25 protein-coding genes are annotated in these 24,726 nt (G+C 45.2%); 20 read left to right on the forward strand and 5 right to left on the reverse strand.

The features are described from left to right. Positions 1 to 5 precede the first annotated feature (5 nt). The 3 genes from GCU39_RS04755 to GCU39_RS04765 all read left to right on the forward strand — a co-directional run bounded on the left by GCU39_RS04755 (position 6) and on the right by GCU39_RS04765 (position 3,426). A complete protein-coding gene (locus tag GCU39_RS04755; protein ID WP_152392451.1) occupies positions 6 to 671 on the forward strand; it encodes a carboxylesterase family protein in 666 nt (221 codons plus the stop codon). 227 nt (positions 672 to 898) lie between these two features. Next, entirely contained in the window at positions 899 to 2,164 is a 1,266-nt protein-coding gene (locus tag GCU39_RS04760; protein WP_152392452.1) for a stalk domain-containing protein, read from the forward strand. Between the two features lie 117 nt (positions 2,165 to 2,281). Beyond that, positions 2,282 to 3,426, forward strand: a protein-coding gene (locus GCU39_RS04765; protein ID WP_152397090.1) for an IS3 family transposase whose coding sequence is annotated in 2 segments (ribosomal slippage) — positions 2,282 to 2,540 and positions 2,540 to 3,426 — 1,146 coding nt in all. Because the reading frame shifts where the segments join, the coding sequence is not laid out codon by codon here. Between the two features lie 99 nt (positions 3,427 to 3,525). Here the strand turns inward: GCU39_RS04765 and GCU39_RS04770 are convergent. Next, positions 3,526 to 3,702, reverse strand: coding sequence for a YjfB family protein (locus GCU39_RS04770; RefSeq protein ID WP_152392453.1), 177 nt, complete (start codon positions 3,700 to 3,702; stop codon positions 3,526 to 3,528). A gap of 83 nt (positions 3,703 to 3,785) precedes the next feature. Then, complete coding sequence (locus tag GCU39_RS04775) at positions 3,786 to 5,351, reverse strand: YifB family Mg chelatase-like AAA ATPase (protein ID WP_152392454.1); 1,566 nt, start codon at positions 5,349 to 5,351, stop codon at positions 3,786 to 3,788. 260 nt (positions 5,352 to 5,611) lie between these two features. Here GCU39_RS04775 and GCU39_RS04780 point away from each other — a divergent pair, with 260 nt between their 5' ends. Beyond that, a complete protein-coding gene (locus GCU39_RS04780; protein ID WP_152392455.1) occupies positions 5,612 to 5,968 on the forward strand; it encodes a hypothetical protein in 357 nt (118 codons plus the stop codon). Between the two features lie 38 nt (positions 5,969 to 6,006). Here the strand turns inward: GCU39_RS04780 and GCU39_RS32210 are convergent, their stop codons facing one another. Genes GCU39_RS32210 through GCU39_RS32445 form a run of 3 tightly spaced genes read right to left on the reverse strand, consistent with a single transcriptional unit; the run spans position 6,007 to position 7,398 of the window. Further along, positions 6,007 to 6,132 carry a hypothetical protein gene (locus GCU39_RS32210; RefSeq protein ID WP_265333458.1) on the reverse strand — a complete coding sequence of 42 codons (126 nt, stop codon included), beginning with the start codon at positions 6,130 to 6,132 and terminating at the stop codon, positions 6,007 to 6,009. A 49-nt stretch (positions 6,133 to 6,181) separates the two neighbouring features. Next, positions 6,182 to 6,841: a hypothetical protein gene (locus tag GCU39_RS04785; RefSeq protein ID WP_152392456.1), complete on the reverse strand. Its 660-nt coding sequence runs from the start codon at positions 6,839 to 6,841 to the stop codon at positions 6,182 to 6,184. Positions 6,842 to 6,861: 20 nt separating this feature from the next. Next, complete coding sequence (locus tag GCU39_RS32445; RefSeq protein WP_152392457.1) at positions 6,862 to 7,398, reverse strand: accessory gene regulator B family protein; 537 nt, start codon at positions 7,396 to 7,398, stop codon at positions 6,862 to 6,864. A 433-nt stretch (positions 7,399 to 7,831) separates the two neighbouring features. Between GCU39_RS32445 and sucC the strand changes: the two genes are divergently transcribed. From sucC to fliJ, 16 genes are all read left to right on the forward strand, one after another. Continuing rightward, positions 7,832 to 8,998 (forward strand): ADP-forming succinate--CoA ligase subunit beta, encoded by a 1,167-nt coding sequence (gene sucC, locus GCU39_RS04795; RefSeq protein ID WP_152392458.1) that lies wholly within the window; start codon positions 7,832 to 7,834, stop codon positions 8,996 to 8,998. A 24-nt stretch (positions 8,999 to 9,022) separates the two neighbouring features. Further along, positions 9,023 to 9,952 carry a succinate--CoA ligase subunit alpha gene (sucD, locus tag GCU39_RS04800; RefSeq protein WP_152392459.1) on the forward strand — a complete coding sequence of 310 codons (930 nt, stop codon included), beginning with the start codon at positions 9,023 to 9,025 and terminating at the stop codon, positions 9,950 to 9,952. Positions 9,953 to 10,107: 155 nt separating this feature from the next. After that, positions 10,108 to 11,205, forward strand: a complete 1,098-nt coding sequence (gene dprA / locus GCU39_RS04805) for a DNA-processing protein DprA (RefSeq protein ID WP_152392460.1) — start codon at positions 10,108 to 10,110, stop codon at positions 11,203 to 11,205. A gap of 52 nt (positions 11,206 to 11,257) precedes the next feature. Continuing rightward, positions 11,258 to 13,357 carry a type I DNA topoisomerase gene (topA, locus tag GCU39_RS04810; RefSeq protein ID WP_152392461.1) on the forward strand — a complete coding sequence of 700 codons (2,100 nt, stop codon included), beginning with the start codon at positions 11,258 to 11,260 and terminating at the stop codon, positions 13,355 to 13,357. A gap of 305 nt (positions 13,358 to 13,662) precedes the next feature. Then, positions 13,663 to 14,991, forward strand: a complete 1,329-nt coding sequence (trmFO, locus tag GCU39_RS04815) for an FADH(2)-oxidizing methylenetetrahydrofolate--tRNA-(uracil(54)-C(5))-methyltransferase TrmFO (RefSeq protein ID WP_152392462.1) — start codon at positions 13,663 to 13,665, stop codon at positions 14,989 to 14,991. Positions 14,992 to 15,152: 161 nt separating this feature from the next. Further along, entirely contained in the window at positions 15,153 to 15,695 is a 543-nt protein-coding gene (gene hslV / locus GCU39_RS04820; protein ID WP_152392463.1) for an ATP-dependent protease subunit HslV, read from the forward strand. Between the two features lie 47 nt (positions 15,696 to 15,742). Continuing rightward, entirely contained in the window at positions 15,743 to 17,143 is a 1,401-nt protein-coding gene (hslU, locus tag GCU39_RS04825; RefSeq protein ID WP_152392464.1) for an ATP-dependent protease ATPase subunit HslU, read from the forward strand. Positions 17,144 to 17,171: 28 nt separating this feature from the next. Next, positions 17,172 to 17,939, forward strand: a complete 768-nt coding sequence (codY, locus tag GCU39_RS04830) for a GTP-sensing pleiotropic transcriptional regulator CodY (protein WP_152392465.1) — start codon at positions 17,172 to 17,174, stop codon at positions 17,937 to 17,939. 250 nt (positions 17,940 to 18,189) lie between these two features. Further along, a complete protein-coding gene (flgB, locus tag GCU39_RS04835) occupies positions 18,190 to 18,600 on the forward strand; it encodes a flagellar basal body rod protein FlgB (RefSeq protein WP_152397091.1) in 411 nt (136 codons plus the stop codon). Positions 18,601 to 18,605: 5 nt separating this feature from the next. Beyond that, the gene (gene flgC / locus GCU39_RS04840; protein ID WP_152392466.1) at positions 18,606 to 19,058 is read left to right on the forward strand and encodes a flagellar basal body rod protein FlgC; all 453 of its coding nucleotides are present in this window, start codon (positions 18,606 to 18,608) and stop codon (positions 19,056 to 19,058) included. A 29-nt stretch (positions 19,059 to 19,087) separates the two neighbouring features. Next, on the forward strand, positions 19,088 to 19,390 hold the full coding sequence (gene fliE, locus GCU39_RS04845) for a flagellar hook-basal body complex protein FliE (RefSeq protein ID WP_152397092.1): 303 nt from the start codon (positions 19,088 to 19,090) through the stop codon (positions 19,388 to 19,390). A gap of 42 nt (positions 19,391 to 19,432) precedes the next feature. Beyond that, a complete protein-coding gene (gene fliF, locus GCU39_RS04850; protein WP_152392467.1) occupies positions 19,433 to 21,019 on the forward strand; it encodes a flagellar basal-body MS-ring/collar protein FliF in 1,587 nt (528 codons plus the stop codon). Between the two features lie 5 nt (positions 21,020 to 21,024). Then, positions 21,025 to 22,050, forward strand: coding sequence for a flagellar motor switch protein FliG (fliG, locus tag GCU39_RS04855; RefSeq protein WP_152392468.1), 1,026 nt, complete (start codon positions 21,025 to 21,027; stop codon positions 22,048 to 22,050). Next, positions 22,043 to 22,882 carry a FliH/SctL family protein gene (locus tag GCU39_RS04860; RefSeq protein WP_152392469.1) on the forward strand — a complete coding sequence of 280 codons (840 nt, stop codon included), beginning with the start codon at positions 22,043 to 22,045 and terminating at the stop codon, positions 22,880 to 22,882. Before fliG ends, GCU39_RS04860 begins: the two co-directional genes overlap by 8 nt. Beyond that, on the forward strand, positions 22,869 to 24,188 hold the full coding sequence (gene fliI / locus GCU39_RS04865) for a flagellar protein export ATPase FliI (protein WP_152392470.1): 1,320 nt from the start codon (positions 22,869 to 22,871) through the stop codon (positions 24,186 to 24,188). The genes GCU39_RS04860 and fliI overlap by 14 nt, the downstream gene beginning before the upstream one ends. A 47-nt stretch (positions 24,189 to 24,235) precedes the next feature. Continuing rightward, positions 24,236 to 24,682: a flagellar export protein FliJ gene (gene fliJ / locus GCU39_RS04870; RefSeq protein WP_152392471.1), complete on the forward strand. Its 447-nt coding sequence runs from the start codon at positions 24,236 to 24,238 to the stop codon at positions 24,680 to 24,682. Positions 24,683 to 24,726: the final 44 nt, after the last annotated feature.

Consider the following 24,726-nt stretch of genomic DNA (forward strand, 5'->3'; position numbering starts at 1 on the left):
TTAAGATGAAGCAAGCCGTGGCTGCACTTCATAAGGAAATCGTTAAGACTGTAGACCTGCAATATGTCGTCTATACGCCAGCGGACTTTGATCCTGATGCAGGGAAGAAATGGCCTTTGATTTACTTCCTGCATGGCATCAACCAGCGGGGGGCGGACATCGAATTAGTCAAGAAATACGGGATACCGAACAACCTGGAAGCCGGTGAAGAGCTTCCGTTTATTGTCGTCTGTCCTCAATGTCCGGCAGGTTCATTCTGGCCGCTGGAGAATGATGGACTGATGGCTTTGCTAGGCGAAATTGTTGAGCAATATCCCGTGGATCGAGACCGAATCTATTTGACAGGTTATAGCATGGGTGGGTATGGCACTTGGGATCTCGCATTGAATTATCCTGATACGTTCGCGGCAGCTGCTCCTGTCTGTGGCGGACTCATACCCGGACGTAACCCTGAATCCTTGAAGTCATTGCCGATCTGGACGTTCCATGGCGATCAAGACAGCGTCGTGCCTATTCAGGAATCCAAATTGGTCGTTCAGGCGCTCCAATCCATGGGATCTTCCGTACAGTTTACGATTTATCCGGGTGTAGACCACGATTCATGGACAGAGACCTATCGGAACCCCGCGTTATATGCATGGTTTTTGCAGCACACAAGGGCTGCGCAATGATGTGATATGAACAAGAAGAGTCATCCCGCCGCAGATCATGTGAGAACTGTACGAGATGACTCTTTATCGTTAGGGAATGTGAATCAATTTTCATGCTTCATCACCGCATTATTCAGAAATAGAAAGGCGAATATACTTTCTAGAAGGTGCGGTTCACGCCTATACGTAGCAGAGTTTCAATCATAAGTAAAATAATGTAAAATAATCTGGGAGAGGGGAGATTACAAATGTTCAAGCGCAAGTCTATTCGTCATGCCATTCTATTATCTCTAAGTCTATCAATGTTATTCGTAGGTTTACCTACGACGCAGATTCATGCGGCTTCCGCGGAGACACGTATTCTATTGGATGGCTATGATCTGCCATTCTCCGCTGCACCTACCGTGATTCAGGGTAGTACGATGGTGCCGTTTCGAAGCATCGCAGAAGCGCTGAATATTTCCGTCGAATGGAATCCGAAGGCGCAGACGATTACGGCGAAGAGCCGAGGCGTGGGGGAAGCGACAACGGTCATTCTAACCTTGAATAAGAAACAAGCCGTCGTCAATGGGGAAGCCGTAAATATTCCTATCGCGCCTATTCAGATGAAAGGTTCGGTTCTGGTACCGCTTAGCTTCTTCAGCAAACAATTTGGAGCAGGGGTCGCTTGGGATGCAGGGACTAGACAGGTCTTAATTACTTCTCCGCAGCAAGCGATATATCGATTGGGATTCTACGCGATCTCATCTTTTGCAGAACGTTCTTATGTGAATGAGTTTGATGGGGTTGCCTTCGGTTGGGCACGCATTCAAGAAGATGGTACGGTGACGACGTCCGGTAAAGATTTCTATTGGCCCAAAGCTTCCGGAGATGTCAGTCCTGAATCGATTGTTACAGATGCAGCATCAGGAGGCGTGAAGCCTAGTCTGATGGTGTTCGCAGGGGATCGCGGCGGAGAACTTACGAAGATGATTGAAGATGATCAGCTTCGCGAGAAGGCCATTACGGACATCGTAGCGCTAGCCCGGGACAAAGGGTTTGGTGGGATTACACTGGATTTTGAAGGGTTAGGATTGACAGGTGATCGCGAGCAAGCAAAGCAGAGCTATACCAAATTTGTGAAGCAACTTGCAGAGCAGACAGGACCTGCAGGACTTCAGTTAAGTTTGGCGCTGCATCCTCTGAACAGCTCTTATCAAGGTTATGATTACAAGGCACTCGGGAAGGTGGCAGATGAACTGATCATTATGGCGTATGCCTATGAAGGGGAGAAGGGGCCGGAACCTTTAAAACGTGTTGATGACGCGATTAAACTCGCGATGCAGGAGACTTCGAAGGACAAGCTGCTGCTCGGCATTTCGATGGGGAGCGAGAATGAACAGTCGATTTCCAGTAAAATTGGTCTTGCCAAACGATATGATCTTAAGGGGATAGCGATCTGGCGGATCGGACTGATCGGTGACTCCTCTCTTGCGAAAATGAACGAGAGTACGATGAGGGCAAGCGGACAATAGATTCAGAAGGAATGAGAAAAGGCAGCACATGTTGGTATTATCCCCTTACGGTAGACAGTAAAAAAAAGAGTTCATGTTATGATGAATTCAACACTGTTGACCGGAGGGGATTTTTTCATGGCGAAAAAGGGACAGACATTCAATAGTTATGACGAAACAACTAAGCAGGAGGCTGTTAGACTACGTCTTGAGGAACACTGGAGTTATTCCATGATTATGAATAAGCTGAGTATCAAGAGTAAGAGTCAAATTCAGAATTGGGTAAAGAAATCTGAGCGTGGGGAAACGTTTAAGGATCTTCGAGGGAGATGGAGTAAGAAGCGCTTCAGATCAGTTGAAGAAGAGATTAGTTATTTGAAAGCACAGGTGGAATATCTAAAAAAGCTCAATCCAAATCTACATGGGGAGGAAAGTTGGATAAGCAAGTCCGGTTCGAGTCCATTCGAGAAATGAAAACTGATTTTCCTATTAAATTACTGTGTAAGATTGCTGAGGTTTCCCGTTCTGGCTACTATAAATGGTTAGCCACTTACGAGTCCCGGAAAACACGTATGGATGAGAATACGGTAATTAAAGATATTCTAGCGATTCACCGTATTCGGCCTTACTACGGTTATTTTCGCATGCGCACAGCACTACGAAAGGAAGGGCTATATGTTAACCACAAGAAGGTGCGACGACTCATGCGAGAATTAGGAATCCAGTCTGTCATACGTAAGAAACGGCCTTTCGCAGGCAGAAAGCCTTCTGTGTTGTTCCAGAATGTATTAAACCGGGAATTCACTTCAGCCGCAGCTAAGCTCAAACTAGTAACCGACATAACCTATGTTCGCGTTGGACATGGCTTCCTCTATCTTTCAGTTGTTTTAGACCTCTACAACAATGAGATTTTGACTTGGAGGTTGGGAGAACGAAATGACCTAGAACTTGTTCTGGACACCGTAAAACAACTGAATACACCAAAAGCGATCCTGCACTCTGATCAAGGGTTTCAATACACGACAAAGACGTATGCAAAGCTCCTTGCAGATCGGAAGCTTGTTGGCAGCCATTCTAGACGTGGGAACTGCTTTGATAATGCGTGCGTTGAGTCGTTCTTCTCGCATCTAAAGGCAGAAAAGCTTCATTTGGTGAAGCCAAACGGTGCCTCTGAAGCTGAACGTTTGATCACTGAATATATTGCTTATTACAACCATGAGCGGTTTCAGAAAAAATTAGGCGACCTCTCCCCTGTTGAATACAGGAAAGCGATCGCCGCTTAATTTATGGCTTTTTTAGCTGTCTACTTGACGGGGATATGACCATGTTGTGCTGCCTTTATTGCTGCTATAAGAGAATTCGTGACTCTTATAGTTCCGGATCTATATCTTCAGATCCAGATTACCGCCTAAATTCGGCTGTACACTTTGTTCCATCATTTTGACGATGTTTTGCCCGTTCTGCGTCGCTTGGTCATTCGACATCTTGAGCAGCCTGAGGCCAACAGCCTGGGACAGACTGTTCTGTTTCATCACGGTTGATAAGGTGGAAATGTTCATCGTTGATAGCCTCCTCGCAAATCACATTACTTATATATTATCGGTATGGATTGTGTTTCCTGTGAATCCTTTGACTGAAGCATTTAGATAATCGTCTCAATATTCCGGTCCAGATTGCGATATTGAATCGCCTCAGCAATATGGGCGACATCGATTTGATCCTTGCAATCTAGGTCAGCAATGGTTCGAGCAAGCTTCAAGATTCGATCATTGGCTCGTAGACTAAGACCTAATGTCTCATAGGTATGCTCTAGTAGTTGATCCGCCTCTCGTGTAGGCTTTGTATATTTTCGGAAATAAGATCCGCTTAACTCACTATTCCACGCAATCGGTAGATTCTGATAACGATGTAGTTGAATCGCTTGCGCAGCAAGAACCCGTTCGAGCATCTGAGCGGAAGACATCGGATTCTCGTCCTGACGGTGATTGAGCACACGTGGCACCTCTACCTGTAGATCGATGCGATCCAATAAAGGTCCAGAGATCCGTGATCGATATGCAGCGATTTTGTTCAAACTGCAGGTACAGCGTTGTCTAGTCGTCTCGGCTCCCCAGTAACCGCATGGACAAGGGTTCATGGAAGCCGCGAGAAGGAAATGCGATGGATACTTATAGACAGCTCTGGTACGACTAATCGTAACGGCTCGTTCTTCCAATGGTTGTCGAAGCACCTCGAGTACATTTCGCGTGAACTCTGGTAATTCGTCAAGGAAGAGGACACCTTTATGTGAGAGACTGACTTCACCAGGTTTGGGTATTGATCCCCCTCCTATGAGACCACCAGCAGAGATGGTATGGTGGGGAGCACGGAAAGGCCGTTTCCGAAGAAGTCCGCCGTGTACATCGTTCAATTTACCAGCTACACTATAGATTTTCGTTACTTCGAGTGCTTCGTTCTCCAGCAGCGGAGGGAGAATGGTGGGGAGTCTGCGAATGAGCATGGTTTTACCCGTACCCGGTGGACCTACTAATAGAATGTTATGCATCCCCGCTGCCGCGATGATAAGCGCACGTTTAATCTGATGATGGCCGATGACATCTGCGTAATCTTCCGCAATGGCTGCATTCGAAAAGGATTCGAGTGCAGGAGTGGGCTGAGCAGTAGAATCAAATTGAAGCTTGGTAAGATCTAGGGGGACTACGCATTGGGGCTCTTGATAGAACTCTCTTAGATGATGAATGGCGTAAATATCCATATCCTTAATCATTGCGGCTTCGAGGGCATTATCGGCCGCGATCATGACACGGCGAATACCACGCCGTTTGGCATGCTCAATCATTGGAAGTACACCGTGGATAGGTCTGACTTCGCCGTTAAGCGACAACTCACCGATAATCAAGAATTGATCCAGCTTATCGATTCGTACCTGCTCGCTCGTTGACAGAATACCTAGCGCAATCGCAAGATCAAAGGCAGAGCCTTCTTTGCGCAGGTCGGCTGGTGCGAGATTGACCGTAATGCGGGCAAGTGGGAAGGTGAATCCACAATTTTTAATGGCTGCTCTCACACGATCGATTGACTCTCTTATCGCTGAATCGGGTAAACCTACAATCGCCATGTGGGGAATCCCGTTGCTAATATCAACCTCAACATGAATAATTCTTCCATCCACGCCGTAGACACAAGCGCTGTTTATTTTTCCGTACATAACACAAAAACACCCTTTCCACGCTAAATTCGCGGAAAAAGGTGCTTCCTCATTTCCATGTTCGGATATTACACTTATCTTTGACTCTACTTATTTAATCAAAATAGGCAAATCATGTCAATCCCATCATGTTATTGATGTGATCGTTACAAAAAGGATGTAGTGCAATTAATTGGCAATCGTCTTTAGCCATATGTTACAATAATGCCTATATCATTACTTCTCGAACATTCGTGAGGATCTGAGAGGTGACTGGCCCAATGGACAATCCAAGAGTAACGTATTTTGGAATCGGATCTTTCGTGCTTATCATTTTATTAACGTTAGTATTCATGTTTCTGAATCCATATGGCGGTAAAGTCACTGTCCCAACGAAGTGGATTTGTGTCACGATGTTACTGCTGCCAGCACTATCAGGGATTTTATTTTGGCTATCCAAGCGACGGGTCTTGTTAATCATTTCAATTCTTTGGATCTTTCCTTATTCGCTTTATCTTGGTCTAGCTTCCATCCCAAGTCTATGGAACCTGTATGTCTTGACGTTCATGATCAATTTGCTCGTACTCGTGCGCATTCGTAGGAAACCTTCCGTTGTGAATACAAAAAAACGAACCTGAATCGTCATTAAGGTTCGTTTTTTTTGTATATTCTTATGCTACTCTTCAGGTGATTCAAAGTCATACAATGGCCCAATACAACTCGTGGATACAAAATCAACAATAGGAGCAAAAGCAGCAAGTACCAGCATAGTCAGAGATGCGAAAAATGATGTTTTTTTCATTCAATCACCTCCTTCCCATAGGCATGCTATATCGAGAGAAGAGTTGTTCCTATGGTCTGTAAGACTTTCTTTCGTTTTCTTCTTTGTTACGCTGCAGCGACATCACAATTAAGATGAAGAAACAAAGTAGAGAAGTTGTGATGCTAATATAAAAATTCATATTAATGTCTTCGCCATAGAAGTTCGGGAACGTGTATGCGATAAACAATAAGATCGCGATAGATATAACGATATAACGCACGGGGGATTTAAAATTGATTTTTTGCCCAAAAAGATTATTGAAATCAAAGGTTAAGGTATCCCCGAGTTTATGTACGATGAACGAGATGAGACAAATGACTAGAAAGGTAGCCAGTTGAATGAAGTATGCTTTGGTTGTGTAGGGCGTTGCATCTTGCGGCTGAATTGTTTTGGTAAAGAGCAGCCCGTAGATGATCAGCAATTGTACGGATAGAACGAATATATATCCCGTAACACTGATCCAGATTGAATAGGTTTTATTTTGTTTAAACACAAACCGCATAATGAGAACGACAGATGGTATCAGGATCCATAAGGAGAATCGTTGATAGCCGATATGGATGATGTAGTGAGAGACGATTGCAAGGACCGCAGTCGATGCAAGGATTTTGATCATCGTGCTTTTGTTCCGAAGCTTCAGATTAAACACACAAGTAATAAAAATGAAAATCGATGCAAAATCGACCATGGAAAAAACATAAGGCAATATTATTGCCGCCATAGCTTGTTCAGTCCTTTTTTAGTTAGTGGGATGAGTGTAAGAGATTGTATTAAAAAGGCCATTGCAAGAGTAGATGATTCGATAAAATAAAGATTCATGAGTACACATAACAATGCTATGCTTTTTAATATTAGTTTGCTGTGTAGGGTGGGCTTTCCTTTGAGAATGGGTGCTAGAATAGCGAGTATGATGATCGCAAGATATGAAATTTGATTCATATATTCGGCATAGTTGAACATCGGAAGTACGATCAATAGTACGCTAGAGACGATATAACAAGCCGTACTATCACTCAGGTGCCAGAGGCTGCCGCTCAGCATACGAAGGATCATAAACCCAAAGTAAAAAACCAAAAAAGATCCGACATGATGCATGACAAGCGAGACGATGATTCCCGTCATAAGTACGGATGCATTGGTGAAGAACACATGCAGTTGAAAGATCGTTTTTTTCAGTGAAATCGGAGTGTATTTACTGTGTTCGTATATGTATGTCCCTAGTTGGGTTGCAATTTTCTCGAGCATAGTTCAACTTCTTCCTTCATGATCAGTTCGTCATGGATTCGTGTCGGATGATGTTGTATGTTGGATGATACTGCAATAATAGCACAAATGTACGAAAGTGTCGTTATCATCCCTTGTATAATTCGTGGAAAAAGGTGCTTTTTCATTCCAGTTCTTGCATTTGATCTCCAATCGAGTTCGATTTCTCCACAACGGTGTTACACGATATGTCATAATTCGCGTATATTATATTCCAAATATATCCAATCAATCTCAAAATGTGATGATTCTTATATCAAAGAAATGTATATTGTTCATAGAAAACTAAGGTAAGCGTTTTAAAAAAGTGTTACAATGAATTCGGCTTGTATAATCTGCCATTTCGTAGATTGTGAGAGCGAGAGTGGCCGTGAAGGTTCAGTTTAGTTCGCAAAAGTTTAAGGAGGATTCTAGAATGAATATCCATGAGTATCAAGGAAAAGAAGTCCTGAGACAGTATGGAGTTGCCGTTCCCCAAGGGAAGGTTGCATTTTCTGTAGATGAGGCAGTTGAAGCGGCGGAGTCATTAGGTACCCCTGTAGTCGTGGTAAAAGCACAGATTCATGCTGGTGGCCGCGGTAAAGCGGGCGGTGTTAAAGTAGCTAAAAATCTGGATGAAGTGCGGACATATGCTGAGCAAATTCTTGGTAAAGTTCTCGTGACGCATCAGACAGGTCCTGAAGGTAAAGAAGTTAAGCGCTTGCTGATCGAGCAGGGCTGCGATATTAAAAAAGAATATTACGTTGGTGTTGTTGTAGATCGCGGCACGGGTCGCGTTGTTATGATGGCATCCGAAGAAGGCGGTATGGAGATTGAAGAAGTTGCCGCTCATTCGCCAGAGAAAATTATTAAAGAGGTCATCGATCCAGCGATTGGATTGCAAGCATTCCAAGCTCGTAAATTGGCATATGCCATTAACATTCCTACAGAACTTGTGAATAAAGCAGCCCAGTTCATGATGGCTCTATATAGCGCATTTGTTGATAAGGATTGCTCGATTGCCGAGATCAATCCGCTTGTTGTGACTGGCGATGGCCAAGTGATGGCGCTCGATGCGAAGCTCAACTTTGATTCGAATGCATTGTACCGTCACAAAGACATTCAAGCGCTTCGCGATTTGGATGAAGAAGACCAGAAGGAAATTGAAGCATCGAAATTCGACCTCAGTTACATTGCATTAGATGGCAACATCGGATGTATGGTTAACGGTGCCGGACTTGCGATGGCGACGATGGACATCATCAAATATTATGGCGGCGACCCTGCGAACTTCCTTGATGTAGGGGGCGGTGCAACCAAAGAGAAAGTTACTGAAGCCTTCAAAATCATCCTTTCCGATGAGAACGTGAAAGGGATTTTTGTCAATATTTTCGGCGGCATCATGCGTTGCGATGTTATCGCTGACGGCGTCGTTGCGGCTGCCAAAGAAATTGGCCTCGATCGTCCGCTTGTCGTACGTCTTGAAGGTACGAACGTTGAGATCGGCAAACGCATTCTGAACGAATCCGGCTTGAATATTGTATCTGCGGATTCGATGGCAGATGGCGCTCAGAAAATCGTAAAGCTCGTTGAAGCTGTTTAATATAGAAGAGGATGTGAATAACCCATGAGTATTTTGATCAATAAGAATACAAAAGTCATTACACAGAACATGACAGGTAAAACAGGGATGTTCCATACCAAAGGCGGCTTGGAATACGGTACTCAAATGGTAGGCGGCGTTGCATCAGGCAAAGGCGGAATGAACGTCGATTTCGAACTTGAGAACGGTACTGTTGTGACATTGCCAATGTTCAATACCGTTGTTGAAGCGGTTGCTGCAACTGGCGCGACAGCAAGCGTGATCTACGTTCCGCCAGCATTTGCTGCGGATGCGATCATGGAAGCGGTAGATGCGGAGCTGGAACTCGTAATCTGTATTACAGAGGGAATTCCTGTTCTGGATATGGTCAAAGTGAAGCGTTACATGGAAGGTAAGAAGACGATTCTAATCGGACCGAACTGCCCAGGCGTGATTACGCCGGATGAGTGCAAAATCGGTATTATGCCTGGATATATTCATACCAAAGGTCATGTTGGTGTTGTATCCCGCAGTGGAACACTCACTTACGAAGCGGTTCATCAATTGACGACACGCGGCATCGGTCAATCGTCAGCTGTAGGGATTGGCGGCGACCCGGTAAAAGGCTCGGAGTTCATCGACATTCTTCGATTGTTCAACGAAGATCCAGATACGCATGCAGTGATTATGATTGGTGAGATCGGCGGAACGGCTGAAGAGGAAGCCGCGGAATGGATTCAAGAGAACATGACGAAGCCAGTCGTAGGTTTTATTGGCGGTGCTACAGCGCCAGAAGGTAAACGTATGGGTCATGCGGGTGCAATCATCTCCGGCGGTAAAGGTACGGCAGCTGAGAAAATTGCGAAGCTTGAATCTTGCGGTATTCGCGTTGCTCCAACGCCTTCTGAGATGGGCTCAACGCTAGTGGCAGTCCTAGAAGAGCGCGGTATGCTTCAGAAATGTCTAACGAAATAAAGACTGCAATTTCATAAGTGTTATCATACGTAAGGTAAGCAACCTTTCTACATCCGTCTTCGCGGTGTGTGGAGGGGTTGCTTTTTTTATGTTCGCAGGGCTTGGACTTGCAAAGGAGTACTATTTTATGCACAATGAGAAAGGAGTTTGGGCAAATGATAGAAGATCGTCTCGTATTAATTGGGTTGCATCAGTTAGAGGGTATTGGTTCAAGGACGATTCAAATCTTACATCAAAATTTGCAATCATTCCATGAATTGTTTACTTTAGATAAGGTGGATCTCGTTGCAATGGGGATTCCCACAGAACGAGCTACTTATATGAAGGAACACGTTACACTTGAGAGAATCGAACAGGCTGTAGAACGCTATAATCAGTCTCAGATCGGTATTATTACGATATTAGACCCGGAATATCCTGAACTACTCCGCGAGACGCCTGCGCCCCCTTGGGTGCTGTATACGATGGGTAATCAATCCCTGCTGAAGGAACCTTCCATCGGTATGGTGGGGACACGCGTGCCAACGGCATACGGGAAAAAAGTGGCTGATTGGTTAGCTGTTGATTTGTGCGAAGCAGGATTTACAATCGTTAGCGGACTGGCGCGAGGAATCGATAGCTGTTGTCATCGGGGTGCGCTGCAAGCGAAAGGCAATACGATCGCTGTGCTAGGAACGAGCATTCATACGATCTATCCACCTGAGAATCGTGCGCTCCATGAGGAGATTACGGCGAATGGATTGATTGTATCCGAGTATCCGATAGGCAAAAAGTCACACCCGGGACTATTCCCGCTTCGTAATCGAATTATTGCGGGCCTTAGCATAGGGACGGTCGTCGTCGAGGCTGGTGTAAAGAGCGGATCGTTAATTACAGCGGATGCCGCGCTAGAAGCTTCTAGGGAAGTATTCGCTGTTCCTGGCCCGATTACATCACCGAAGAGTCAAGGCACGCTGAACCTATTGCGTCAAGGAGCGAAGCTTGTTGTTACGGCAAATGATATTATTGAAGAGTTTCCATTGGTACAGTCGAATGCGCGATCAATTGAAATTTTTGAACCATATTCCATGCCGGCATTGACAACAGAGGAGGAAACCATATATCGTTTAATCGAACCGGAGCCTATTGCATTTGATACACTTCTGGAAAAAAGTGAAAGTAATTTTGGACATTTGCATTCAGTTCTGTTATCTTTACTAATAAAAAAGGTAATTAGCCAACTTCCGGGTTCTGTGTATATAGCGAATTCATAACAGAAATACAAATAATGTAAAGTTTGGATGAGATGGAGAGGAGGATGAGCCTATGGCGGATTCACTAGTCATTGTGGAATCACCTGCAAAAGCAAAAACAATTGGTAAATATCTAGGCAGTAAGTATATCGTGAAAGCGTCAATGGGTCATGTCCGGGATTTGCCGAAAAGTCAAATCGGAGTTGAAGTCGAGAATGATTTCAATCCAAAATATATAACCATTCGTGGTAAAGGTTCTGTACTGAAAGAACTGAAGGACGCGCGTAAAAAAGTCAAAAAAGTCTATCTCGCAGCTGACCCGGATCGCGAAGGGGAAGCGATTGCATGGCATTTAGCCCATGTGCTCGAACTTGAGGAAGGTGAGAGCTGCCGCGTCGTATTTAACGAGATTACGAAGCAAGCGGTAAAGGATGCCTTTAAGACACCGCGTCAGATCAATATGGATCTTGTGAATGCACAGCAAGCGCGTCGTATTCTAGACCGACTCGTTGGTTATAAGATTAGTCCTTTATTATGGAAGAAAGTCAAAAAAGGATTGTCCGCTGGTCGGGTGCAATCCGTTGCCGTGAAGATTATCATTGATCGAGAAAATGAGATTGATGCATTCGTACCTGAGGAGTATTGGACGATTCAAGCGAGACTTGCAATCGGTAAGAATGAATTCGATGCCAAATTCCATTCCTTGGACGGCGTAAAGCATGAATTGCACAACGAAGCGGAAATGCAAAAAATTCTGGCTGCCATCGCAAAGCAGAAATTTACGGTCTCAGAAGTGAAAGAGCGGGAGAGACAACGTCATCCATCGCCACCGTTTATTACAAGCTCATTGCAGCAGGAAGCCGCACGTAAGCTCAACTTCCGTGCAGCGAAGACCATGTCCGTCGCTCAGCAGCTGTACGAGGGTGTCGATCTGGGTAAAGAAGGCACCGTCGGTCTGATTACGTATATGCGTACGGATTCCACGCGGATTTCCACTATTGCGCAAGAAGAAGCGAAAGCACTGATCGTGGATAAATACGGAAGCGATTTCGCGCCGGAGACACCAAGGCAATATACGAAGAAATCGTCTGCCAATGCACAGGATGCACATGAAGCGATACGACCTACATCTGCGCTTCGTGAGCCTGATGAGATTAAATCGTTTATGAGCCGCGATCAGTATCGTCTATATAAATTGATCTGGGAATGTTTTGTGGCAAGCCAAATGACATCGGCCATTCTTGATACGATGACAGTGGACATTACAGCAGGGCGTACAACGTTCCGTGCAGTGGGTTCCAAGGTGCGCTTCAAAGGCTTTATGCAGGTCTATGTGGAAGGTAACGATGACGGTTCAACGGACGGAGAAGATAAGCTGCTTCCAGCGCTTGCGCAGGGGGATTCATTAACGAAAAAGGATATTGAGCCTAAGCAGCATTTTACACAGCCGCCGCCACGATATACGGAGGCACGATTGGTCAAGACGCTGGAGGAACTCGGCATCGGAAGACCAAGTACTTATGCTCCAACGCTAGAGACGATCCAAAAACGCGGTTACGTCGCGGTGGAGGAGAAGAAATTCGTTCCGACTGAACTTGGTGAACTGATTATCGAGCAAATGGAGCAGTTCTTCCCGGAAATCCTCGACGTTGAATTTACGGCACATATGGAAGAAGACCTCGACCATGTCGAAGACGGTGAAGGCGAATGGGTATCTGTCCTGGCAGAGTTCTACAAATCATTCGAGAAGCGTCTAGAGGTCGCCGAAGAAGAGATGAAGGAGATCGAGATCGTCGATGAAGTCTCCGATGAGATTTGCGAGAAGTGCGGCAGACATTTCGTCTACAAGATGGGGCGTTTCGGCAAGTTCCTCGCGTGCTCAGGTTTCCCGGATTGCCGTAATACGAAGCCGATCGTCAAGGAAACAGGTGTTGAGTGTCCGACTTGTCACGAAGGACAAATCGTAGAGCGCCGCAGTAAGAAAGGCCGTGTATTCTACGGTTGTACAAGGTACCCAGAGTGCGATTTCGTATCGTGGGATAAACCGATCTCCAAGCCTTGTCCGAATTGCGGCAAGTTGTTGGTAGAGAAGCGTACCAAGCAAGGGATCAAACATCAATGTACATCTTGCGACTTCAGCGAAGAGGTACAAGAGCAAGAGGATCAAGATTAAATCAAGAATCGATTATCGAGAAGATAGACGATCACAACCTCATACGTTAAGCGTGCCGCACAGTCCCTTATCTAAGGGACTGTTTCGGCGAAAGCGCTCATTTCACGATAGAAATAAAAACGTGTAAAAGTTACTCTCAAGCCCAGTTCAGGGTGTCCAGAGGGCGTAGCCCTCGGGGTCCCCCTTCGTGAAGGGGGATTTAGGGGGTTGAAATGATATTTTAAAAGTAATAAATAGTTAATGATTAAATAAATTGTATAAGGGGGTAGTGGGGGAAGCCCCCACACCTCAAGGAGGAACCAACATTGTCAGAACAACAAAGAGTTACCGTCATCGGAGCAGGATTAGCAGGAAGTGAAGCGGCGTGGCAGATCGCGAGTCAAGGTGTACCCGTTACATTATATGAAATGCGCCCTGTGCAAAAAACACCAGCGCATCATACAGATAAATTTGCAGAGCTCGTATGCAGTAACTCGCTGCGCGCAAACGGACTCAGTAACGCGGTGGGTGTGATTAAAGAAGAAATGCGTATGTTGAACTCCCTTATTATTGGTGCGGCTGATCGCAATGCTGTACCTGCTGGAGGAGCCTTAGCGGTAGACCGCGATGGTTTCGGAGATGAGATCACGAATACGCTGCGTAATCATCCACTGATCGAAGTTCGCAATGAAGAAGTGCAAGAAATCCCGCAGGATGGCATCACCGTGATCGCTACGGGACCTTTAACTTCACCAAGTCTCTCTGCACAAATTAAAGGATTGCTAGGGGAAGAATATTTCTACTTCTACGATGCTGCAGCGCCAATCATCGAGAAGGATTCCATCGACATGAACAAGGTGTACCTTGCTTCGCGTTATGATAAAGGGGAGGCTGCATACCTCAATTGCCCCATGACGGAAGAGGAATTTAATGTTTTCTATGATGCCTTGATATCGGCTGAGACAGCAGCGCTCAAAGAGTTTGAGAAAGAAATTTATTTTGAAGGCTGTATGCCGATTGAAGTCATGATGAAACGTGGGAAGCAGACGGCGCTGTTCGGCCCAATGAAACCGGTTGGTCTTGTGAACCCGCACACCGGACAACTTCCTCATGCTGTTGTTCAGCTTCGTCAAGACAACGCTGCAGGCACCCTTTATAATATGGTCGGTTTCCAGACACATTTGAAATGGGGCGAACAGAAGCGGGTCTTCTCCCTCATTCCTGGGCTTGAGAATGCTGAATTTGTTCGCTATGGCGTTATGCACCGCAACACGTTCGTTAACTCGCCGAGATTGCTAAGACCGACTTACCAGTTCAAAGGGCGGGATAATCTCTTCTTTGCTGGACAAATGACAGGCGTTGAAGGTTATGTAGAATCTGCGGCTTCCGGTCTGATTGCAGGGCTTAATGCGGCTCGTTATGCGAAGCAGCAGGAATGCCTTGTTTTCCCGCAAGAATCTACACTTGGAAGTATGGCGCATTACATCACGAATGCAGATCCTGAGCATTTCCAACCGATGAATGCAAATTTCGGGCTTGTTCCTCCGCTGGAGAAACGTATTCGTAATAAGAAAGAAAAGAACGAAATGATTGCGAATCGAGCGCTCGATACGGTCCGTAATTTTGCACAAGAGCACCAACTCATTTATACTTAATATATCGAGATTGATGACACTTTAAGAAGCAGCTGCTCGTAGCTGTTTCTTTGTTTAGGAAAAGGCTTTTGATGTCGGGTGGGGGTCCATGTAATGCGCCTCTATCGACTTCGAAGCCATATCCCCACTTGGTGGGGTTACTTTAGGAGGGAGATTGCCTTATGGAAATGGCATTTCACGCAACGACGATTTGTGCCGTACGACATCAAGGGAAGGGAGCTATTGCAGGAGACGGTCAAGTGACTTTCGGTAATGCAATGGTGATGAAGCAGCACGCGAAAAAGGTCCGTAGACTATATCGTGGGCAAGTTGTTGCAGGCTTCGCAGGTTCCGTAGCGGATGCGATTACGCTATTCGAGAAATTTGAAGGCAAGCTGGAAGAACATCATGGAAACCTTCAGCGTTCTGCAGTTGAACTCGCCAAAGAATGGCGCTCAGATCGCGTTCTTCGGAAACTTGAAGCCATGATGATCGTAATGGATCATAGTGGATTGTTATTGATCTCGGGGAATGGTGAGATTATCGAGCCAGATGATGGCATTCTTGCGATCGGATCAGGCGGATCATTTGCATTATCAGCAGCGCGAGCATTACAGCGTCATGCCCCAGAGATGGAAGCCAAGGAGATGGCGAAGGCGTCGCTTCAAATTGCTTCGGAGATCTGCGTATATACGAACGGTAATATTATCGTCGAGGAAATATGAGAAAATGCTATTAAGGCGAGATGAACGATTGAGTTGGAGGGATGAAGATGAGTAATCAATCATTAACACCGCGTCAGATCGTTGCGGAATTGGATAAGTATATTGTTGGCCAGAAAAAGGCGAAAAAATCGGTTGCTGTTGCATTACGGAATCGTTATCGTCGAAGCTTGCTCGATGAGTCGCTTCGAGATGAAATTGTGCCGAAAAATATTTTGATGATTGGACCAACTGGGGTGGGGAAGACAGAAATCGCTCGCAGACTCGCGAAATTGGTTCAAGCGCCATTCGTGAAGGTTGAAGCAACGAAATTTACAGAGGTCGGTTATGTGGGCCGTGATGTAGAATCGATGGTCCGTGATCTAATCGAGACTGCGATTCGTATGGTGAAGTCAGAACGAATGGAACAGGTGAAGGACAAGGCAGAAGAAATGGCTAACGAGCGAATTGTTCAAATCCTCGTTCCGTCAGCGTCGAAGAACAAGAATCAGAAGAATCCATTCGAAATGTTATTCGGTAATAATGGGAATACGCAACAGCAGGAAGAGGCAGAGCCGCAAGATTCGAATGTTACTGAGCGTCGCCGTCAAGTACGTTTTAATCTGCTTGCTGGCAAGCTTGAGAATGATACAATTGAGATTGACGTCGAGGATGCGGCGCCGAATATGATGGATATGTTCGCTGGTCAAGGGAATGAACAGATGGGCATGAATATGCAAGAAATGTTCGGCAGCTTGATGCCTAAACGAACGAAACGCCGTAAATTATCGATTAAAGAGGCACGCAAAGTGTTGATTCAAGAAGAAGCCGGAAAATTGGTTGATATGGATGATGTGACGCAAGAGTCTATTCGAAGAGCAGAGCAATCTGGCATTATTTTTATTGATGAGATCGATAAAGTTGCTAGTGCAGGCCGAGGATCGGGTCCAGATGTGTCACGAGAAGGCGTACAGCGTGATATCCTGCCTATCGTAGAAGGATCAACGATCATGACCAAATACGGGCCTGTGAAGACGGACTATATCTTGTTTATCGCAGCAGGAGCCTTCCATATTGCGAAGCCTTCGGATCTGATCCCAGAGCTTCAAGGTCGATTCCCGATTCGGGTTGAGCTTAGCAGCTTATCCCTGGATGATTTTGTATCGATTTTAACGGAGCCGAAGAACGCATTAACGAAGCAATACGCTGATCTTCTGCGCACAGAAGATATTGAAATTGAATTTTCCGCGGAAGCCATACGGGAGATTGCGCATATTGCTGCAACGGTGAATCAGAATACAGAAAATATTGGCGCACGTAGACTGCATACGATCCTTGAGAAGTTATTAGAGGATTTATCGTTTGAGGCGCCAGAATTGACGCTAGACAAGATGACGATTACGCCAGAGTATGTCCGTGAGAAATTAGGGGATATTGCACAGAATCGTGATCTCAGTCAGTATATACTGTGATTCATAAGTTGAACTAGGAGGTTACGAGGTGACATTACTCGCCAACACACGTGCTTTGAACAAACTGCTGCAGCGTGCAGATGGCAAGGCTGTCAATTTCCGTGAAATGTCGGAGATCCTGCGAGATGCCATTCAGGCCAATATCTATGTTGTGAGCCAAAAAGGCAAAGTACTTGGATATGGGGTCATGGATGAGTCGGATTTACACGCCCTGGAGCAGACAGCAAATGATGTGCGTATTCCAGAAGAAATCAATCAATTGCTTCTTTCTTTTGACAATACGGCAAGAAACACCGATGCAGGGATGCAGAATCAAGAAGGATTGAATCAAATTTCGGCATTTTTCTCCCATTCGATTGTAACTGTTGTTCCAATAATAGGTCGCGGGGAAAGAATTGGTACTATTGTACTAACGAGTCCAAAAGCACTGTTTCAGGATGATGATCTCGTTTTGGCGGAATTTGGATCTGCTATTGTGGGAATGGAAATTAGTCGAGACCTTGCTGACGAGCATGAAGTCGAGACTCGCAATAAGTCTGCAGTGCTATCTGCGGTCAATTCGCTCACTTACAGCGAACTGGATGCGGTCGAACATATTGTCCATGAATTAACAGGTAACGAGGGGTTGCTTGTGGCGTCCAAAGTTGCGGACCGCGCGGGAATAACCCGTTCCGTTATTGTCAACGCGCTGCGCAAGCTGGAAGGTGCGGGCGTCATCGAGACACGTTCACTCGGAATGAAAGGGACCTATATTAAGATCATCAATGACCAATTTATAAGTCATATTACCCGTTAAAATGTTAAGTGTATATTAAGGTTTATATAGAACGACAAGAGTCCTATCTTTCGACGAAAGATAGGGCTTTTTGCTTATTGTGAAAAAAGGTAAACTCACAGAATATTATGATATACTGCCAGTATACATATTTCTGCATATTTTTTATTACACGACAATTTGCCACTAAAATATTGTCGAATTAAGGAGGATATCCAGGAATTTTGTAGAATTTTATTATTGCTAATTTAAAATGAAAGTGGGGAAAATTGTGAATTTGCTTAGCGGCGCAAGCTTTGAACGCTTACAAGGCGCGATCGACACCTCGAATTTACGCCAGAAAGTCATTGCGAACAACATTGCCAATGCAGATACGCCGAATTTCAAGAGATCTGACGTCTCCTTCGAAAGTATGTTGGAACAAGAAATGGATCGAAATTCCTCTTCACTCATCGGCAATCGGACGGATTCCCGGCATTTCTATATCGGACCCCAGTCCGGTTCGATGGTATCACCTCAAGTGACTACGGATGAGACAACGGTGTACAACAATAATCTCAACAATGTCGACATGGATAAAGAAATGTCACAGCTAGCTCAAAACCAATTGAAGTATAATGCCCTCATTCAACAACTCAATCACGATATTAAGATGAAACGCGTCGTACTCGAAGGGAGATAATGGTCTTGAACATTAGTAACAGCTTTAATATTAGTGCTTCTGCATTGACCGCTCAGCGTCTGCGAATGGATGTCGTCAGTTCCAATATTGCGAATGCGGAGACTACGCGTGGCAGGTATGTTGATGGTAAATTCGAACCTTATCGACGGAAGATGGTTGTCATGCAGCCATATCAGGAGGGAAGCTTCGCGAGCGCGCTTCAGTCTGAGCTCGGTGAGCCAGATGTCGGAAAGGGAGTGAAAATTACTCAAATCAAAGAAGATCAGGCGCCATTCAAGCAAGTCTATAATCCAACGCATCCTGATGCAGATTCGAATGGATACGTGAGTATGCCTAACGTTGATGTACTGAAGGAAATGGTGGATATGATTTCTGCGACAAGGGCTTATGAGTCGAACGTAACGGCACTAAATGCATCGAAGTCGATGTTTATGAAAGCACTTGAGATTGGTAAATAACATTATCTCGATCGAACGGGGGGGAAATGATGATTCAGAATAATTTGTTGGCAGGCGTAACGCCGAAGCTGACAACGAACATCGCACAGAATACTGCAACACCAGCAGAAGTTACTAAACAGTTTAGTGAGTTTTTGGGTGATGCATTGAATCAAGTCGATGCACAAGAGAAGAACGTACATAAAATGAGCGATAAATTCATTCTTGGCCAAGTGAATGTTGATCAATTAATGATCGCATCCGAACAGGCGACGCTTAGTCTTCAGCTGACGACACAAATACGCAATAAAGTGATCGAAGCGTATCAAGACATTATGCGTACGCAAATCTAATTAGAGATACATATTTAGCAAAGTTTCGGATGGGGTGACAGTGTGAACGAGAAGTTTGTCCAGTATCGAGATAAAGTGACTCAATTCTGGGGTCAATTCGGGAAAAAGCAAAAAGTATTGTTTTTATCAGTAATCGGCATTCTGCTCGTCGTCATTGTCCTATTAACATATCAATTCTCGAAGGTGGAGTACGAGACTGCTTTCAGAGATTTGAATGAAGTCGATGCTGCAGCAGTGATGCAGAATTTGGATGCAAGCGGTATTCCTTACAAGCTTAGCGCCGATGGCAAATCGATCTCTGTTCCTAGCGCATCGGCTTCTAAAGTGAGAATTGATATCGCATCACAAGGGATCGTAAAGAACGGGTCTTTGGGTTTTGGTGCATTTACGGATAGCTCTTCGACATTCGGTTCTACGGATCGTGAGTTCGATGTGAAGTACAAAAATGCGCTCAATGGCGAAATTCAACAATTATTGAATCGGATGCAAGGTGTCAGTGATTCGAAAGTGGTTGTAAATTTACCGCGTGAAAGCGTCTTTGCAGGTATGGAAGAGCAAGAAGCTGCATCGGCGTCGGTGAGTCTTAAATTCAAGCCTGGTTATCGACCAAGTCAAGAATCTGTGGATTCCTACTTCAATCTCATTAAGACTGCTGTTCCTAATCTAGCACTAGATAACATCACCGTGACAAGTGATGAAGGTGAGTTGTTGTCTTCCATGAAGAACGGTAATGCAACGATGTCTAGCGCGATTGAAGAACAAATGCAGATTCGTAAAAAATTCGAGAACGATGTTCGCTCCAGCGTGAAGCAGTTCTTAGGCCGCTGGTATTCTCCAGACAAAATTGAAGTGCTTGTCGGGGCGTCGATCAATTTCGATAAGAAGAACTCTGAACAAAAACTTGTTGAACCTGTAAATAAAGACGAGATCAAAGGGATAGAAATCAGTGTTCAAGAATCTCAAAAAACTTACAGCGGCAAAGATAGTCAAGCTGGCGGGGTTGCTGGGACAGGAGCACAAGAAATCCCAGGTTACCCTGGTAGTGACAATAGCGGTCAGTCAAATTCGGAAGAAAGCTCCAAAACGACCAACTATGATGTGAATCGTATCACGAACCAAATTCAATCCAGTCCGTTTTCGGTTAAAGATTTGAGCGTCAATGTTGCAATCGAACCGCCTAATGGTGATCTAGCGGCCTTTACGCCGGAGAAGAAGAAAGAAATTGAGACGATGCTTGTCAATTTCGTTCGTTCGAAGCTAGCAGATTCAGGTCTTGATTATTCAGACGATGTATTAGCCAAAAAGGTTTCAGTTATTGCACAAAATTTTGGTTCGACAGCTGCAGCAGCGGAAAAAGCGACATTAACCAACACATTATGGATTGGTGGAGGGGTGCTTGCTCTAGCATTACTCGCTGGGATCGGATTCATGGTGTATCGACGCAAAAAGAAACAGCAGGAAGAGTTCGAAGATATTCCGTTACAACCAGCAATGGAATTCCCTTCGATTGATCTTGATAATGTAACGAATGAGAACCAAGTTCGAAAACAATTAGAAACCCTTGCCAAGAAAAAACCAGATGAGTTTGTTAATTTGTTACGTTCTTGGTTAGCAGATGAATCGAGGTGACATAGGTGGCAAGAAATCAGAATCAAGGCTATCAAGTGTTAACAGGGCGTCAGAAAGCGGCGATTCTGCTCATTTCTCTCGGTCCGGAAGTATCGGCACAAATTTTTAAACATTTAAGAGAAGATGAAATCGAACAACTTACGCTAGAGATTGCGAATATGCGCAAAGTGGATAGTACGGAAAAGGAATCCATTCTAGCGGAATTCCATCAGATTTGTCTCGCTCAAGAATATATTACGCAGGGCGGTATCACTTATGCGAAGGAGATACTAGAGAAAGCGCTTGGTTCGCAAAAAGCGATTGAAGTCATTAATCGATTGACGGCGACGTTGCAAGTTCGTCCATTTGACTTCGCGCGTAAAGCAGATCCAGCACAAATCTTGAACTTCTTGCAGAACGAAAATGCTCAGACCATTGCATTAGTATTATCCTATTTGCAATTCGAACAGGCTGCTGTCATTCTATCTTCGTTGCCGCAAGAGAAGCAGGCTGAAGTTGCAAGACGCGTTGCGATTATGGACAGTACATCACCAGAAGTGATTAGTCAGGTTGAACGTGTCCTTGAACAGAAGCTATCTTCGACGGTTACGCAGGATTACACAAATGCTGGCGGGATCGAGTCGATCGTACAAATCCTTAACGGGGTTGACCGTGGTACAGAGAGAACGATTTTGGATTCCTTGGAAATTCAAGATCCAGAGCTTGCAGAAGAGATCAAGAAACGGATGTTCGTCTTTGAAGATATTGTTAATGTCGATAATCGTTCCATTCAGCGTATTATTCGCGATATTGAGAACTCCGACTTACAGCTTGCGCTTAAAGTGGCGAGTGAAGAGGTACGTGATGTTATTTTCCGGAATATGTCCAAGCGGATGGCGGATACATTCAAGGAAGAAATGGAATTCATGGGACCTGTGCGATTGCGTGACGTTGAGGAAGCTCAGACCCGCATCGTAGCAACGATTCGCCGTCTGGAAGAAGCCGGAGAGATTATTATCGCTCGCGGTGGAGGAGATGATATCATTGTCTAATTTGATCAAATCATCTCAATATGTCGCGGTGAAAGATTTGAAGTATATTGAGAAAATTCAATATGCGCAAGGTCTCTCACCGGAGATGGCTATCGTAGACGAGAGCGAAGTTCAAGCGAAGAGAGAAGCTGAATACGAGAAGATTCGTAAACAAATTATGGATGAAGCAGCGTTCGTGGCGGAAGAGGAAGTGCGACATGCCACGGATGAAGCTGAACGCATCGTTGAGGCTGCAAAAGCTGAAGCCGAAGAATGGTGGCAAGAGAGGCGTCAAGAGGACGAGCAGCTCATCGAGATGTCGAAGCTAGATGGTTTTGAACGAGGTTATCAGGAAGGGCTGGAGCAAGCACAGGAGGCTACACGTCAGCAAGTGGAGCAAATGCTTGCAGAAGCCAAAGCAATACTCGAACAGGCCTATCTTGCCAAGGATCAAATCATTCAAGAGGCGGAGCCTTTTCTCGTGAATTTAAGTTGTGCGATTGCTGAGAAAATCGTAGACAAGCATCTATCCATGGAACAAGATTACGCCGTGGAATTAATTCGTAAGCAATTAACACGGAAGAGAGAACAGGGAATGATCACGCTTTGCGTGGCGCCAGAACATCTGGCATTCGTCCAGGCTGCTCGGGAGGAATTAATTCTATCCATTGATTCTCAAGCTGAGCTGCAAATTCTTCCGGATTCTTCCGTAACCGACTGGGGATGTGTGATTCGATCCTCTTATGGAAGCATCGATGCACGAATTGATACACAACTCACAGAAGTTAAGAAACATTTGCTTCAAATTGCACTGCATCAGGATGATCGCTCGCAGGAGGATGATCATGCTTAATGCGGACCGATACATAGAACATTTGAAACACATCGATCCCATTCGCGTGAATGGGAAGGTAACGCAGGTCATTGGGTTAACGGTTGAATCGGAAGGACCGGATGCGAGCATCGGAGAAGTCTGCTACATCTATCCTACGAAGGCAGCGCAACCTCTAAAGGCTGAAGTTGTTGGTTTTCGTGATAATAAAGTTATCCTCATGCCGCTCGGTGAACTCCACTCGATCGGGCCTGGATGTGATGTGGTTGGTACAGGGAAGCCGCTAACGGTTCAAGTTGGATCTGAGCTGCTCGGCAAAGTTCTGGACGGCCTTGGACAACCCCTTGATCAATCCCATCTACCAAGTCGTATGGCACACTATTCGACGCATAATGTACCATCCAATCCACTCAAGCGACCTCGTGTAGCGGAGCCGATTGGAACGGGAGTTCGTGCAATCGATGGATTGCTTACGATGGGGAAAGGCCAGCGTGTCGGTATTTTTGCCGGTTCAGGTGTAGGGAAGAGTACCTTGCTTGGTATGGTGGCACGGAATACATCAGCGGATGTCAATGTCATTGCATTAATCGGGGAACGGGGTAGAGAGGTGCTCGATTTTATCGAACGCGACCTTGGACCTGAAGGGCTAGCTCGTTCAGTTGTTATTGTAGCGACTTCGGATCAACCAGCATTGATTCGAATAAAAGGCGCTTTAATCGCAACGACGATCGCAGAATATTTCCGTGATCGCGGATTGAATGTCATGCTGATGATGGACTCTGTGACGCGTTATGCGATGGCGATGCGTGAAGTTGGACTTGCGATCGGCGAACCGCCAGCGACACGTGGATATACTCCATCGGTTTTTGCGAGTCTACCGAAACTGCTAGAGCGTGCAGGTACAGGGCCTACAGGATCAATCACCGCGTTCTACACGGTTCTGGTGGATGGGGATGACATGAATGAACCTATCGCCGATGCTGTACGGGGGATCCTCGATGGTCATATCGTGCTGAATCGTTCCATTGCACATAAAGGACATTTTCCTGCGATTGACGTTATGGCGAGCATTAGTAGGGTTATGAAGGACATCGTGGATTCTGAACATACGAGTGCAGCGGAGAATTTGAAGCGTCTGCTCGCGGTATACAAAGAATCGGAAGATCTTATTAATATTGGTGCTTATCAGCGCGGTTCCAATGCTCAAATTGATATGTCGCTTGAGTATATTGAAGCGATTTGGAGTTATACGAAGCAAAAGGTCGATGAGAAAGTCACTTATCAGGATGCGCATGAACAGTTAGTCATGCAATTCGGAGCGAGTTAATCGTTACATTTACAGTTACGATGAAATTGAGGTAAGGAGTGCTGAAAATGGCAGTGCGGTTTCATTACCCTTTTCAAAAAGTGGTTGATCTGAAAGAAAGTGAAAAAACGCAGGCGGAATGGGTACTCTCTGCATCGATCGGTAAGCTGCAACAAGTTACTTCCGTCCTACATCAATTGGAATCTGAGAAAGAGAATGCGTTAGAGTCTATCCAAGAAGCGACGGTGGCTTGTTGTGTATCGAGTCTACAATCGATGCAGACTTATCTTAGTCGGATCGAGCAATCCATTCGGAATCAATTGAAGGATGTTCAAGTGGCAAAGACCGATGTCGAACGTAATCAATTGCATTTGACAGACAAAATGAAAGATGAGCAAGTGTGGCAACAAGCGAGAGAAAGAGCTAAAGAACGGTTTCGTTATGAAATGCAGCTTCGCGAGCAAAATGAGCTTGATGAAATGGCGACCGTGCGCTTTTCCTTGTCGGCTCGTTAACGCTTGAATGATCTCACTGGCGTTCTAAGAGATCGTTGATTCGA

The organism is Paenibacillus guangzhouensis (assembly GCF_009363075.1).
GTDB classification, from domain to species: Bacteria; Bacillota; Bacilli; order Paenibacillales; family Paenibacillaceae; genus Paenibacillus_K; species Paenibacillus_K guangzhouensis.